This is a genomic window from Pseudoalteromonas sp. LC2018020214 (assembly GCF_016598755.1).
Taxonomy (GTDB): domain Bacteria; phylum Pseudomonadota; class Gammaproteobacteria; order Enterobacterales; family Alteromonadaceae; genus Pseudoalteromonas; species Pseudoalteromonas distincta.
In genome coordinates, this window is record NZ_CP066804.1 from 1,195,567 (window position 1) to 1,209,515 (window position 13,949).

Consider the following 13,949-nt stretch of genomic DNA (forward strand, 5'->3'; position numbering starts at 1 on the left):
CTAAAAACGCGCTGCTCAAAGGGTTCTGCCTAGATTGAATAAATTACAATCCTGAAAGGTCGACAGGACCTATTAAAATTATTAGTTTTGAAACGCCGTCTAGGGTATACTAGGCGGCGTTTTTTTATGGGATACTCGATATTTATGGTTCTAGATGCTGACACAATTTCACAGCAATGTTTACCCAAACATGTTGCTATCATCATGGATGGGAACGGACGTTGGGCACAAGCTAGAAATAGACCTCGTGTGTATGGGCATAAAAAAGGCGTAGACGCAGTTCGTCAATCTGTTCAGTTTTGTACTAAATTAGGGATACAATCGTTAACCTTATTTGCTTTTAGTAGTGAAAACTGGCGCCGCCCTGAAGACGAAGTAAAAACTTTAATGGAGCTTTTCTTATTTGTTTTAACAAAGGAAGTTAAAAAGCTTCATAAAAACAATGTAAAACTGACCATTATTGGAGACTTATCACGATTTTCTGAAGGATTACGTAGCAAGGTAGACGCTGCGCATAAGCTGACTGAAAATAATACCGGATTGCGCTTAAATGTTGCAGCTAATTACGGTGGTCGTTGGGATATGGCTAACGCGGCTAAACAACTTGCTTTGCAAGTTGCGCAAGGCACACTCAACGCAGAAGATATTACAGAAGAGCGCTTAGCACAGCATATGAGCATGGCAGATCAGGCTGAACCTGATTTACTTATTCGCACTGGTGGCGATGTTCGTATTAGTAATTTTTTACTATGGCAAGTTGCTTATGCAGAACTTTACTTTACCGAGACACTTTGGCCTGATTTTAATGAAGCAGCATTTGCTGAGGCTATAGCGTGTTACGTTGCCAGAGAGCGACGTTTTGGTTGTACGGGCGAACAAATAAAACAATTACTCGCTCAAACCTAAATAGAATAAGGGTCACATTTTGTTAAAACAACGAATTTTAACCTCACTTGTGCTTGCACCATCGGCATTAGCTTTGGTTTTTTATACACCGCTTACGTTATTTAGTTACTTTGCCGGTGCAATAGTATTATTAGGCGCATGGGAATGGTCTGCGTTTATGGGTTTATGCGATAAGCTCAAACGTGGTGCTTTTGTTGTATTGATTGCAGCCTTACTTGGCCTGCTTAATTTACATTGGCCTATTGAATCACTATGGGAAAATGGCAAGCTAGTAGGTGATGCAAATTACTTATTTACGCTTTCGTTTGCTTGGTGGATTGTTGCTAGTTATTTAATTTGGCGCTATCCAGAAATGGCTAAAGCGTGGAATGAAGGTTTAGTAATGCGCGGCATTGCAGGTTTATTAACACTTGTGCCGTTATGGCTTGCACTAAATACGCTGCGCAGTGCGCAATATGCTGAATCAACACATTTTGGCTCTGTACTTATTTTAGTCGTATTGGGTATTGTTTGGAGTGCAGACGTTGGTGCTTATTTTTCAGGTAAGAGCTTTGGTAAGCATAAACTTATGCCAAAAGTGAGCCCTAATAAAACAATTGAAGGGTTAGCAGGCGGTGTAGTCGCTTCTATCATTTTTGTTTTAGCATTTTGTCACTTTACCGATGTTGATTTAGGTGTTTGGCCTATCTACGCGATAATGACTGCATTTATTGCATTGTTCTCTGCGGTAGGTGATTTACTGGAAAGCATGTTTAAACGTGAAGCCGGTTTAAAAGATAGCGGCCGTTGTTTACCTGGGCACGGCGGTATTTTAGATCGCATTGACAGCTTAACGGCTGCAGCTCCAATGTTTGTAATGTGCTATGCGTGGACTCTTAGTTTATGAGCCAAAAGCAATTGCTGGTTATTTTAGGCGCAACAGGTTCAATTGGTTTAAGTACACTAGATGTTGTATCGCGCAATAAAGAGTTATTTGATGTTTTTGTTTTAGCTGCAGGGCAAAACGCAAAAAAAATGGCTGAGCTGTGTATTGAACACGAACCACTTTATGCGATTATGGCTACCCAGCAAGCCGCTGAGCAGTTATCTGCTTATTTAGCTAATACACCATGCCAAACGCTTGTTATGCACGGCGAGCAAGCAATGTGCGACTTATGTGCTCACCCAGATGTTGATGTCGTGATGTCGGCAATTGTAGGTGCCGCTGGTTTACTGCCAACATTAAGTGCAGTAGAAGCAGGTAAAAAAGTACTCCTTGCTAATAAAGAATCGTTAGTTATGTCAGGTCAGTTGTTTATTGATAAAGTTAAACAACATAAAGCGACCTTGCTGCCAATTGATAGCGAACATAATGCTATTTTTCAATGTCTACCTTCTTCGTTACAAAGTGCCAAAGGCGATCAAAATTTACAGCAACATGGCGTAAGTAAAATTTTGCTTACCGGTTCTGGTGGCCCGTTTTTAACGCGCGATATAAACACACTAAAAGATGTAACTGTAAGTGAAGCCGTGGCGCATCCTAACTGGTCGATGGGTCAAAAAATATCAGTAGACTCGGCCACTATGATGAATAAAGGCTTAGAGTTTATTGAAGCTAAGTGGTTATTCAATTGCGACACCAGTGATATAGACGTAGTGATTCATCCACAAAGTATTATTCACTCAATGGTGCAATATCATGACGGTTCTATTTTAGCGCAAATGGGTAACCCTGATATGCGCACGCCAATTGCCCATGCACTTGCATACCCGGAGCGAATTAATGCAGGCGTTAAACCGTTAAACTTCTCTGATATATGTGATTTCTCATTCACCAAGCCTGACTTTTCTCGCTATCCAAATTTACAATTAGCGATTGATGCGTGTAGTGCAGGGCAGGGCGCGACTACAACGGTTAATGCTGCAAATGAGATAGCAGTAAGTGCATTCTTAAACGGTAAAATTGGTTTTACTGATATATACAAAATAAATGCACAAACGCTTGAATCTGCAACGTATACCAATGTACAAAGCTTAGATGAAATTTTAGAGTGCGATAAATTAGCGCGTATTAGCGCTTCAGAATTTATAACAAAAGTGGCGCATTAATATGTTTGATTTTTTTTGGAATCTTGGCTCATTTATTTTAGCGCTTGGTATTTTAGTGGCCATACATGAATATGGCCATTTTTGGGTTGCACGAAAAATGGGCGTTAAAGTGCTGCGTTTTTCAATTGGCTTTGGTAAGCCACTATTAAAATGGCACGATAAATATAATACCGAATATGTGATTGCGGCTATTCCATTAGGCGGTTATGTAAAAATGCTTGATGAGCGTGTTGATGACGTGCCGGCAAACCAACGTCATTTATCGTTTAACGCTAAATCTGTACAAGCACGTATTGCCATAGTTGCAGCGGGTCCAATGGCCAACTTTTTGTTTGCCATTTTTGCTCTTGCTGTAATGTATATGGTGGGTGTGCAGTCGGTAAAGCCTGTGGTAGGTAGTATTACCGAGGGTAGCCGGGCAGAGCAAGCGGGCATTATGCCTTCTCAACATATTATAAAAATTGGTGATGATGATATAGCGACCTGGCAAGATGCCACGTTTGCACTTATGTCTAATTTAGGTGAAGAAAGCGTTGAAGTGATAGTGCGCGATAAAAACCTTCAACCACGTGTTAAAACGCTTAATTTAGAGGGGTGGAAACTAGATCAGCAAGACGTGCCACCATTAAGCTCGTTAGGTATTGTACCGTTTAGACCTCAAGCAACTTTAACAATTGCCGCCGTAACTAAAGACTCAGCTGCAGAACACGCTAATTTACAAGTTAATGACACAATTTTGGCTGTAAACGGTGAAACAATAAGCAATTGGCAGCAATTAGTTAATCTTATTACGCAATCAGCTAACAAATCTTTACAATTTAGTGTAAAAAGACAAGATACTATAAAAGCCATTACAGTAACCCCTAAAGGGCGCATTGATAATAACGGTATTGAGCAAGGCTTTTTAGGCGTTGCTCCTGTTGTACAGCAATGGCCTGATGGTTATGTAGAGACTAGACATTACGGCCCGCTCGATAGTATCGTGCGAGGCACAAAAGAAACGTGGCGCTTAATTACACTCAGTTTTGACATGATTGGTAATTTAATTACAGGCCAGGTTTCGGTTAAGAATTTAAGTGGCCCTGTGGGCATTGCAGTAGGCGCTGGAACTAGCGTAAGCTATGGGTTAGTGGCCTTTTTAAGCTTTTTAGCCTTAATAAGCGTTAACTTGGGTGTATTTAATTTATTACCCTTACCAGTGCTTGATGGTGGACACTTAATGTATTACATAATTGAACTTTTTCGTAAAAAGCCGGTCTCTGAAAAGACACAAGAGTTTGGTTTTAAAGTGGGCGCCCTGTTGCTCATTTTTCTAACATGTTTCGCTTTGTTCAATGATGTATCGCGTTTGTAGTTTTACAGCGTGGCAAATTACTAATTAGAACACGATTGTAAAGCACCACTTTAGTAGGGTGTTATGCGGTAATACAGTTGTAAAGGATAAAGATAATAAAATGGCTATAAAAAAACATTTGGCAGTAACAAGTTTATTGGGTGCAAGTTTTGCAGCCCTAGGCCAAAACTCCTTTATTGTTGAAGACCTGAAAGTTGAAGGTTTGCAGCGTGTAGCACTTGGTGCAGCGCTAACACATATTCCTATTAACGTAGGCGATAATGTTGATGACTATACGATTTCAAAAACAATAAAGTCACTTTATCGTTCTGGGCACTTTGATAACATAAAAGCCCTTCGTGATGGCAACAACGTTATTTTTAAAGTAACGGAACGTCCTACCATCAGCTTCATTGAGTTTGAAGGCAATAAAGACATTAAAGACGAGCAGCTTAATGAGTCTCTTGATCAGCAAGATATTCGCCAAGGTGAACCACTTGATAAAACCGTTATCGATAGTATCGAAAAGGGCTTAGTTGAGTTTTTCCACAGTATTGGTAAATACAACGCTAAAGTAGATATCAGCATTACTAAATTGCCTCGTAACCGCGTTAAACTTAAATTAGAGTTTGATGAAGGTGATGCAGCTTCTATCCGACAAATTAACTTAGTGGGTAATGAACTTTTTTCTAATGAAGAGCTTCTTAAACTTGCTGAATCGCAGCAAGATTTACCTTGGTGGCAGTTTATGGGTAGCGATCGCTACCAAAAGCAAACCATTGAAGGCGACTTAGAAAAAATTCGTAGTTATTATTTAGACCGTGGTTACCTACGTTTTAATATCGATTCAACGCAAGTATCAGTGAGCCCTGAACGTGAATCAGTTTACGTTACAGCTAACTTAACTGAAGGCGTAAAATATACCGTTAAAGGCTTTGACTTTATTGGTGACTTGCTTGGCCGTGAAGACTTAATTAAAAGTGTTATCCCACTTAGAGCGGGTGAGCTTTACAATGGCTCAGTCGTTACTTCGTCAGAAGAATTTATTAAAAGCTATTTAGCACGTTTTGGTTACGCTAACGCTGAAGTACGTACAATTCCAGAAATTGACGACGAAAAGCAAGAAGTACAACTAACACTATCGGTTAATCCAGGTAAGCGTGTATATGTTCGTCGTATTATTGTTGGTGGTAACCAAAATACAGCTGATGAAGTACTTCGCCGTGAAATGACACAACTTGAAGGCGCCTGGTTATCTAATCAAAACCTTGAGCGTTCAAAACTACAAATTCAACGTTTGCCTTACATGGAAACTGTTGATTTTAACGTAGTGCCTGTACCAGGTGTGGATGACCAAGTAGATGTAGATTTTACTGTAAAAGAGCAATCAGCGGGTAGCTTTAATGCTGGTCTTGCTTATGGTTCTTACTTAGGTCTGCAGTTTAATATTGGTGTAACAGAATCTAACTTTTTAGGCACAGGTAACCAAATTGGTTTAAACCTTAACACGTCTACAGGTTCTGAAAGCTTAAGCTTATCGTACACAGACCCATACTTTACGCCAGATGGTGTATCGCAAGGCAGTAGCATTTTTTACAGAAACTACGATGCAAGTAAATTTAGCCTTGTTGAGTACAAATCAAAAAGTTATGGTTTAGGCACAAATATTGGTTTTCCAATTGATGCTGTAAATCGTGTTAACTTTGGCGCCCGTTGGATTAAAGAAGAGCTTTCGGATATTGCAGAGTACGAGCAAACGCGTGTACTTCGTGAAACATTCTTAGATCCAGACAACCCAGATGCAGGCTTTGACTTTACTAAGTATGAGCTGAGTGTTGGTTGGTCGCGTATTACAGTTAACCGTGGTTTATTCCCAACAGCGGGTTCGCGCCAAACTCTAAACTTAACAGCAACAACGCCTAACTCAGATCTTCAGTACTTTAAACTGAATTACGATTCGCGTTTTTACTGGCCTATATCAAATGACCACCGTTGGGTATTCTCAACGCGTGCAGCGCTTGGTTATGGTAATGGTTATGGTTCTACAAACGGGTATGAGCAAACACTGCCATTCCAAGAATACTTCCGTATAACGGAAATGGAACTTCGTGGCTTTGACCGTAATACAATATTACCACGTGCTGTATCGCGTATACCGCAGTCTATTCCGGGTACGCCAGGTGCAGACGGTACTACAACCGGTAGCATTGGTGGCGCATCAGAATTTGATATTCTAGTGCCACAAGGCCGTATTGGTGGTAATGCTAAAGCAGTGGCAGGTATGGAGCTAATTGTTCCTACGCCATTCTTAGATGAAGAAAATACCAGCTCTGTACGTACTAGCTTCTTTGTTGATGCTGCAAACGTATGGGATACTGAGTTTAACGTAGACCGCTATCAAAACTTAGGCGTTGATGAACGTGCTAAATTAGATGACTATTCAGACCCAATGCGCTTTAGGGTTTCAACCGGTCTTTCATTACAATGGATCTCTCCAATGGGTCCAATGCTGATCAGTTTTGCGTATCCATTGCAAAAAGAAGAAGATGACGATACGAAAACCATCAGCTTTAACATTAGTAACACTTTCTAAAGGAGTTTTTTGTGAAAAAATTATTTAAATCAACAGCTGTAGCAGTTTTAGCAACTTTAATGATGGGTACTTCTGTGAATGCATTTGCACACAAAGTAGGTATTGTTGATATGCAGGAAATCTACAAGCAAATTCCTCAAATGGCTAAAATTGAACAGTCTTTACAAACTGAGTTTGCTGAACGTCGTCAAGAGCTTGAAAAGTTACAAGGCGATATTCGTTTTGAAGCTGAAAAATTTAAACGTGAAAGTACAACTATGAGCCAAGCTCAAAAAGATGCACTACGTGATAAAATTCAAGGCATGCAAAAAAATCTTGCTGAACAAGGTCGTCCTTTAGAGCAAGAAATCAAAGCGCGCCAAAACCAAGAGCTTGCTAAAGTTCAAGGTGTGATAATCAAAACAATTGAAGAAATTGCTAAAGACGGCGACTTCGACGAAGTTAAAGTAAAAGACACAACAATTTACTTTAACCCTAAAGAAGTAACTGATCTTTCGTCTAAAGTTGTAGCTGCAGTTAGTAAGAAATAATCACTCTATGCAAAATTATACGCTTTCGCAAATTGCGGAACTTCTAGGCGCCGAACTTCAGGGTGATGGCGCTTTAGAAATAAAAAAAATAGCGACACTTGCAAATGCCCATTCTGGGCATATTGCATTTTTAGCGAACTCAAAATATCGCTCGCAACTTGAAACTACTCAAGCTAGCGCTGTAATAGTAAGCCAAGCCGATGCTCAGTACTTTAGTGGTAGCAAAATTATTGTTGCTAACCCGTATGTAAGTTACGCAAAATTAGCGCAATTTATGGATACAACACCACGCTCAGCCTCGACGGGTATTCATCCAAGTGCTACGGTTCATTCAACAGCGATTGTTAGTGACAGCGCCGCTATAGGGGCTAATGCAGTCATTGAAGCTGATGCGGTGATAGGTGACAATGCGCAAATTGGTCCGAACAGTTTTATCGGAGAACGTGTTAAAATAGGCTCTGGCACTAAGCTTTGGTCTAGTGTGACTATTTATCACGATGTTGAAATTGGTTCAGATTGTTTGTTTCAAGCAAATAGTGTTGTAGGTAGTGATGGGTTTGGCTATGCGAACGAACGCGGGCAATGGGTAAAAATACCTCAGCTTGGTTCAGTGGTCATAGGTAACAAAGTTGAAATTGGTGCAAGCACGACAATTGATCGTGGCGCACTGGACAATACCATTATCCATAGCAATGTTATTATCGATAATCAGTGTCAAATAGCGCACAACGTTGAAGTTAATTCAGGCACCGCAATCGCGGGCTGCACCGTACTTGCAGGAAGCGTTACCATTGGCAAAAACTGTCAAATTGGTGGCATGGTTGCAATTAATGGTCACATGTCTGTATGTGATGGTGTTATAATTACCGGCATGAGTATGGTGACAAAATCAATCACCGAACCAGGTATTTACTCATCTGGTATGCCCCATACAACAAACAAAGAATGGCGTAAATCAATAGCTCACTTGCGTAACCTTTCAGACATGAAATCTCGTCTTAAAGCGCTGGAAGCATTGGCTAAGTCATAACGTTGAACACTAATAAGGATGCTATTTTGGCAAACGAATTAAATAGCCTTGATATTCAAGAAATTTTAAGTTTATTACCGCACCGTTACCCGATGCTATTAATTGATCGTGTTATTGATTTTACACCTGGCAAATCTTTACATGCTATTAAAAATGTTTCTATAAACGAACCTATATTTACTGGCCATTTCCCAAATCAGCCAATTTTTCCTGGTGTGCTAATATTAGAATCAATGGCGCAAGCCACGGGTTTATTAGGTTTTAAAACAGTAGAAAATCGTAGTGAAAACGAATTATATTTATTTGCTGCTGTTGATAACGCACGTTTTAAACAGCCAGTGATCCCAGGTGATACAATGCACCTTCATGTTGAGTTTTTAAAAGAACGTCGCAACATTTGGAAGTTTGCAGCAGAAGCTAGAGTCGACGGCAAAGTAGTGTGTAGTGCCGAAATTATGTGTGCGAGAAGAGAGTTTTAATAGTGATCCATTCTACAGCAATAATCGAACCTGGCGCTAAACTAGGTAACAATGTCTCAGTTGGTCCGTATAGTTATATTGGCAATGATGTTGTTATCGGTGATAACTGTATTATTGAGTCTCATGTTGTTGTTAAAGGGCCATCAACTATTGGCTCTGGCAATCATATTTTTCAGTTTGCGTCTGTGGGCGAAGCCTGCCAAGACAAAAAATACAACAACGAGCCAACCACATTAATCATGGGTGATAACAATGTTATCCGTGAATGTGCCACTATTCACCGTGGTACAATTCAAGACCAAGGCGTTACTAAAATTGGTAGTAATAACTTATTTATGGCTTATACACACGTTGCACATGACGCAGTAATTGGCGATAACGTAATTTTTGCTAACAATGCAAGTGTGGCTGGCCATGTACATGTAGGCGACTGGGTTATCTTAGGTGGTAATTCGGGAGTTCATCAGTTTTGTAAAATTGGTGCTCATGCCTTTATTGGTATGTATTCAGGTGTTAACAAAGATGTACCACCTTTTGTTACTACCATTGGTATGCCAGCAGGTCCTGCCGCTATCAATAAAGAAGGCATGAAACGTCGTGGTTTCGAAAGTGATGAAATTATGGCTGTACGACGTGCATACAAAGCGTTTTACCGTAAAAGCTTAGGTGCAGACGAAGCGATTGAATCGCTTAGTGAAGATGCTGAAAAGTACCCTGCTGTGAAATTGATGGTCGACTTTGTTAAAAGCTCAGAGCGCGGCATTGTAAGATAATTCGCGCGTTTTGCTCTAAGCATAAAAAAACCACCCTAGATGATAAATCGAAGGTGGTTTTTTATTGCCCACGGTTTAGACCTAATTCAGTTAATACTCAGCGAGCTCAAGTTAGTATGCATCTAATTTGTATAATAAAAGTCATCCTATGCGTTTACCTAAGTTAGTTGTCACTCTTTTTATTACTTCAGCGTTAGCCGCTTGTAGTAGCCAACCTATTGTTAAATCATCTACTGGAGAGGTTACTCAAGTTGGTAAAGCATCTTTTTATGCTGACAAATATCACGGGAGAACAACTGCCAACGGAGAGCGCTTTAGCCAACAAGCCGCCACAGCAGCCCATTTAGAGTTCGACTTTGGCACTAAGGTCGTTGTTACCAACCTCGCTAATAATAAATCAGTCACGGTAAGAATTAACGATAGAGGCCCGTATGTGCGAGGTCGTATTATTGATTTATCAAAGAGTATGTTTAAAAAGATAGCCGACCCTAAAGTCGGCGTTATTGATGTATCAGTAACGGTTTTAAAACCGGGTAGTTAGCGCAACATAGTCGGGATAAGTGTTACTGAGCTCTTTATGAGAGCCTTGTGCGACTACTTTACCGCCTTCTAACCATACAACATTATCCATTTGAGCAAGTAGAGCGGGATCGTGCGTAATTGTCAGCACGCTCGCGTTATCCATAACATGCATTATTGCTTGCATTACCCCTTGCTTAGATTGATTATCAAGACCCTCAGTTGGTTCATCAAGTACTAAAATAGCAGGGTTTTTAAGTAATGCTTGGGCAATGGCTATACGCCTAGATTGGCCTTGCGACACGTTACGCCCGCCAGTGCCTAAACGTGTTTTTAAACCTTCTTTTAGCTCATTAAACCATGGGCTCAATTGAGCTAATGCGAGCGCTTCAATCATTTGCTCTTTAGTTGCATTTGGCGCGGCATAACGTAAGTTTTCACTTAATGTGCCATCAAAAATATGGTGCTGCTGGGCGAGTATATTTATAACATTTGCGCGTATATCATTATTTAACGAATGTAAGTCAACAACGCTATTTTGATTGTTTAGCGTTATGCTGCCTTGTTGCAAAGGCCATAAACCAGTAAGTAAATTTACAAGCGTCGTTTTACCGCTGCCGCTTCTACCTACAATCGCTACTTTTTGCTGAGGCATTAGTTCAAAACTGATATTAGTTAGCGCTGTTTGTTCACCATATTGGTAGCTAATATTGTTAAGTACTAACTTGTGATTTTGCGCGCTAAAGTTTTCATCAATGTCTACATGTTTACTTTCAATTTGCGTACTAGCTGCTTTATCTTCAAGTGTAAACAATCGCTCTGCTGCTTTTAAAACACTCGGAAGCTCTATAAACGCGTTGGGTAGTAGTAATACGCTTTCAAAGCTTGCCAGTACAAATAAACTTAACATAGCAAGTTCTACATTTACCATACTGCTTGCGTAAACCAGCGGCACAATGGTTACTACGCTAGCAAGCATGGCTAATTGAACAACCAACAAGCTTAATCCATCTGAGTTTGCCAGTGCTTTGTGGCGAATAAATAATTGCTGATTGTACTGCTCGCTTAATTCGTCGCACTTATTAAGTTGCTGCGAACGGGCTTGATAAATACTAAGCTCTCTAAGGCCTGTAAGTGTATCTGAAAGCTCAGAGCGAAGTTGTGCACTAAGTTGTGTTTCTTTATGGCTGTTTTTAGTGAGCTTTATGCTGAGTAGGGCAGGTATAACCACACCAATAAGTATAATGCCAGTAAAGCAAATAAGGGCGACGTTGCCATTATAGGCCGACATAAACAGCATGATGATTGGCACACTTAAAAGAGCGACCAGCATAGGAAGTAAAACGTTTAAATAAAATTTGTCGAGTGCGTCTACATCGTTTTGTAATCGGTTAACTAGATCAGCGCTGCGGCTCATTGCTAAATCAACATTGTTAAGCTTGCTTAACGTTGCAAATACATTGGTACGTATTTCACTTAGTAATAAAAACGTGGCGTTATGAGTAACTAGTCGTTCGCCATAGCGCGATGCTGTTCGCACAATTGCTAAAAAACGAATCGTGCCGGCAGGAGTAAAATAATTCATTTGTACGCCCGCAATACCAGCAGCGGCCATTGATGCTAAAAACCAGCCAGATATAGCCAACAGGCCCACATTAGCTAATACCGTAATCGTCGCTAAAAATGTACCCAATAGCATAGCTTTATAATGAGGAGCACAAAGCTTTAGTAAGCGAATAAAATTACGCATGCGCCACCCCTTGTTTGGCCGTTTTTAGTAAGTTAGCAAATACACCATTTTGTGCTGCAAGTGTTTCAAAGTCACCTTGCTCAGCTATTTTTCCATCGTGCATCACAATGATATTGCTGGCATGTTTAACCGTATTTAATCTATGGGCAATAACTAACACTAGGTTGTTTTTAGCGTACTCATTAATAGCATCTTGAATAAGCAGCTCTGTTTGACTATCAAGGTGCGCAGTGGGCTCATCAAGCACTAAGACTGGTGCTTGTTTTATAAATGCGCGAGCCAGTGCAATACGTTGTTTTTGACCGCCAGAAAGCCCTTCACCTTGCTCACCTATCAGCGTGTAAAAACCATCGGGTAGGGTATTAATAAATTCAAGCACACCAGCTTGTTTTGCCGCGTGTTCAAGCTCTTGCTGTGTGGCAGTGGGTTTGGCCAATTTAATGTTGGCAGCAATGGTGTCGTAAAATAGCGTCGCTTGTTGTGGTATCCATGCAATATTATTTTGCAAGTAAGTAATATCGGTTGTACTTAAACTCTGATCATTAATAGATAGGTTGTTAATCACCTCAGGGTGAAACCCTAATAGACAATCAAACAACGTACTTTTACCTGAGCCACTACTGCCCACAACTGCAATTAAGCCTTTATTTGGCAATGTTAAATTTATATTTTTAATCCCTTCGTTACTACCAGGGTATATAAAATTAAGGTCGGTAATACTTATTGAATTAATTGTATTTAAAGTTAAATTGTTTTCAGGTGCGCTTGTAGTTACTGACGCATTTTCGTCACTTGGCAGTGGGGCATTTAAAATCGCAACCATATCGGCCGCCGCACTAATACCTTGTAAACGTGCATGGTAATGACTACCTAGTTGGCGCAGTGGTAAATAAAATTCAGGCGCTAAAAGTAGCACCACAAAGCCAGTGGCAAAATCAAGAGTGCCAAAAAATAGTCTAAAACCAATAATTACGGCAACGAGTGCCACGCTAATAGTGGCTAAAAACTCAAGTGCAAATGATGATAAAAACGCGATTTTTAAAACATCGAGTGTCGCGTGTCTAAAATCATCTGAAATTTTAGCTATTTGTTTAAGCTCGGTACATGTTGCATTAAATAGTTTTAGCTGAGTTAAACCTTGCACGCGGTCAAAAAAGTAATTGCCCAGTACAGCAAGTTGCTTCCAGCGTTTTTGGTTTAAAGCTTCGGCTTTAGAGCCTACTAAAATCATAAAAAAAGGAATAAGTGGGGCGGTTAATAAAAATATCAGCCCAGCTTTATAATCTGTCGGAAAAATAACTACCAATATTGCCAGCGGAATAAGCGCGCTGTAAGCAACACCTGGCAAGTATTTAGCATAATAGTCGTGAAGTGCTTCAACGCCATTATGCAGGGTATTTAATGTAGCGCCTTGGCCGTGTTGTTCTATATAACTAGGCCCAAGTAAGCTGAGCTTATGAAGAAGTGTTTGGCGCATAGCCGATTTTATTTTAAGCGCAGCAAATGCACTTAAGCGCTCACTTAACGCTAAAAACACCGCGCGCAATAAAATAATGCCTGCTAAGGGCCATAATAAATGAGTGACTTGGGCTAAATTATTACCTTCAAACATTACATTATGAATAGCTTGAGCCAGTAAATAAGCACCTGCAATCATCAGTAATGCGTTAAAAGTACCCAGTGCAATGCTTAACTTTAACCACACTGCAGCGGGTTTACTTTGACGCTTTAAAAAAGCGCGCAGTGATTGCTGCTGCGCGCGATCTGGTCGGGGGTTAGTCGTCATCTTTTGTGTTGTTAGCATCATTTAATAAATCGTGCATGGCTTGTTCATCATCAGCAATGCTGTTTTTATTTTGATGAAATTCGTACCACATTACATTTATTACACCTAAGGTACAGGCCAAAAGTACACCTAAAATCCAAGCGAAATACCACATTGTTTAGT

The 13,949-nt window shown here is 40.2% G+C and carries 13 protein-coding genes; 10 read left to right on the forward strand and 3 right to left on the reverse strand.

Annotation, left to right across the window (positions count from 1 at the left end; translation table 11 throughout):
• Positions 1-126 precede the first annotated feature (126 nt).
• The 10 genes from JG479_RS05225 to JG479_RS05270 all read left to right on the forward strand — a co-directional run bounded on the left by JG479_RS05225 (position 127) and on the right by JG479_RS05270 (position 10,273).
• On the forward strand, positions 127-906 hold the full coding sequence (locus JG479_RS05225) for an isoprenyl transferase (protein ID WP_200220083.1): 780 nt from the start codon (positions 127-129) through the stop codon (positions 904-906).
• Positions 907-925: 19 nt separating this feature from the next.
• Positions 926-1,792, forward strand: a complete 867-nt coding sequence (locus tag JG479_RS05230; RefSeq protein WP_039484373.1) for a phosphatidate cytidylyltransferase — start codon at positions 926-928, stop codon at positions 1,790-1,792.
• Complete coding sequence (ispC, locus tag JG479_RS05235) at positions 1,789-2,994, forward strand: 1-deoxy-D-xylulose-5-phosphate reductoisomerase (RefSeq protein ID WP_154903577.1); 1,206 nt, start codon at positions 1,789-1,791, stop codon at positions 2,992-2,994. Before JG479_RS05230 ends, ispC begins: the two co-directional genes overlap by 4 nt.
• Position 2,995: 1 nt before the next feature.
• Positions 2,996-4,348, forward strand: coding sequence for a sigma E protease regulator RseP (rseP, locus tag JG479_RS05240; protein ID WP_200220084.1), 1,353 nt, complete (start codon positions 2,996-2,998; stop codon positions 4,346-4,348).
• 100 nt (positions 4,349-4,448) lie between these two features.
• Positions 4,449-6,920, forward strand: a complete 2,472-nt coding sequence (gene bamA, locus JG479_RS05245) for an outer membrane protein assembly factor BamA (RefSeq protein ID WP_024596248.1) — start codon at positions 4,449-4,451, stop codon at positions 6,918-6,920.
• Positions 6,921-6,931: 11 nt separating this feature from the next.
• Positions 6,932-7,450, forward strand: a complete 519-nt coding sequence (locus tag JG479_RS05250; RefSeq protein WP_002958312.1) for an OmpH family outer membrane protein — start codon at positions 6,932-6,934, stop codon at positions 7,448-7,450.
• Positions 7,451-7,457: 7 nt separating this feature from the next.
• Positions 7,458-8,480: a UDP-3-O-(3-hydroxymyristoyl)glucosamine N-acyltransferase gene (lpxD, locus tag JG479_RS05255; protein ID WP_200220085.1), complete on the forward strand. Its 1,023-nt coding sequence runs from the start codon at positions 7,458-7,460 to the stop codon at positions 8,478-8,480.
• Positions 8,481-8,506: 26 nt separating this feature from the next.
• Complete coding sequence (gene fabZ / locus JG479_RS05260; RefSeq protein ID WP_002958310.1) at positions 8,507-8,959, forward strand: 3-hydroxyacyl-ACP dehydratase FabZ; 453 nt, start codon at positions 8,507-8,509, stop codon at positions 8,957-8,959.
• Positions 8,960-8,961: 2 nt separating this feature from the next.
• Positions 8,962-9,732: an acyl-ACP--UDP-N-acetylglucosamine O-acyltransferase gene (gene lpxA / locus JG479_RS05265; protein WP_165742989.1), complete on the forward strand. Its 771-nt coding sequence runs from the start codon at positions 8,962-8,964 to the stop codon at positions 9,730-9,732.
• Between the two features lie 148 nt (positions 9,733-9,880).
• The gene (locus tag JG479_RS05270) at positions 9,881-10,273 is read left to right on the forward strand and encodes a septal ring lytic transglycosylase RlpA family protein (RefSeq protein ID WP_149602336.1); all 393 of its coding nucleotides are present in this window, start codon (positions 9,881-9,883) and stop codon (positions 10,271-10,273) included.
• Here JG479_RS05270 and cydC read toward each other — a convergent pair.
• The 3 genes from cydC to cydX are packed head-to-tail and all read right to left on the reverse strand — an operon-like array spanning position 10,256 to position 13,941.
• Positions 10,256-12,001 carry a thiol reductant ABC exporter subunit CydC gene (gene cydC, locus JG479_RS05275; protein ID WP_200220086.1) on the reverse strand — a complete coding sequence of 582 codons (1,746 nt, stop codon included), beginning with the start codon at positions 11,999-12,001 and terminating at the stop codon, positions 10,256-10,258. The two genes, JG479_RS05270 and cydC, sit on opposite strands and share 18 nt — an antisense overlap.
• Positions 11,994-13,787 carry a thiol reductant ABC exporter subunit CydD gene (cydD, locus tag JG479_RS05280; protein WP_200220318.1) on the reverse strand — a complete coding sequence of 598 codons (1,794 nt, stop codon included), beginning with the start codon at positions 13,785-13,787 and terminating at the stop codon, positions 11,994-11,996. The genes cydC and cydD overlap by 8 nt, the downstream gene beginning before the upstream one ends.
• On the reverse strand, positions 13,777-13,941 hold the full coding sequence (cydX, locus tag JG479_RS05285; protein WP_002958303.1) for a cytochrome bd-I oxidase subunit CydX: 165 nt from the start codon (positions 13,939-13,941) through the stop codon (positions 13,777-13,779). The genes cydD and cydX overlap by 11 nt, the downstream gene beginning before the upstream one ends.
• Between the last annotated feature and the right edge of the window lie 8 nt (positions 13,942-13,949).

Excerpts from the sequence above, each read along its gene's own strand:
- cydD (WP_200220318.1), bottom strand. The coding sequence starts at position 13,787 with ATGACGACTAACCCCCGACCAGATCGCGCGCAGCAGCAATCACTGCGC.
- ispC (WP_154903577.1), top strand. The coding sequence starts at position 1,789 with ATGAGCCAAAAGCAATTGCTGGTTATTTTAGGCGCAACAGGTTCAATT.
- cydC (WP_200220086.1), bottom strand. The coding sequence starts at position 12,001 with ATGCGTAATTTTATTCGCTTACTAAAGCTTTGTGCTCCTCATTATAAA.
- rseP (WP_200220084.1), top strand. The coding sequence starts at position 2,996 with ATGTTTGATTTTTTTTGGAATCTTGGCTCATTTATTTTAGCGCTTGGT.
- JG479_RS05225 (WP_200220083.1), top strand. The coding sequence starts at position 127 with ATGGGATACTCGATATTTATGGTTCTAGATGCTGACACAATTTCACAG.
- lpxD (WP_200220085.1), top strand. The coding sequence starts at position 7,458 with ATGCAAAATTATACGCTTTCGCAAATTGCGGAACTTCTAGGCGCCGAA.
- JG479_RS05270 (WP_149602336.1), top strand. The coding sequence starts at position 9,881 with ATGCGTTTACCTAAGTTAGTTGTCACTCTTTTTATTACTTCAGCGTTA.
- cydX (WP_002958303.1), bottom strand. The coding sequence starts at position 13,941 with ATGTGGTATTTCGCTTGGATTTTAGGTGTACTTTTGGCCTGTACCTTA.
- bamA (WP_024596248.1), top strand. The coding sequence starts at position 4,449 with ATGGCTATAAAAAAACATTTGGCAGTAACAAGTTTATTGGGTGCAAGT.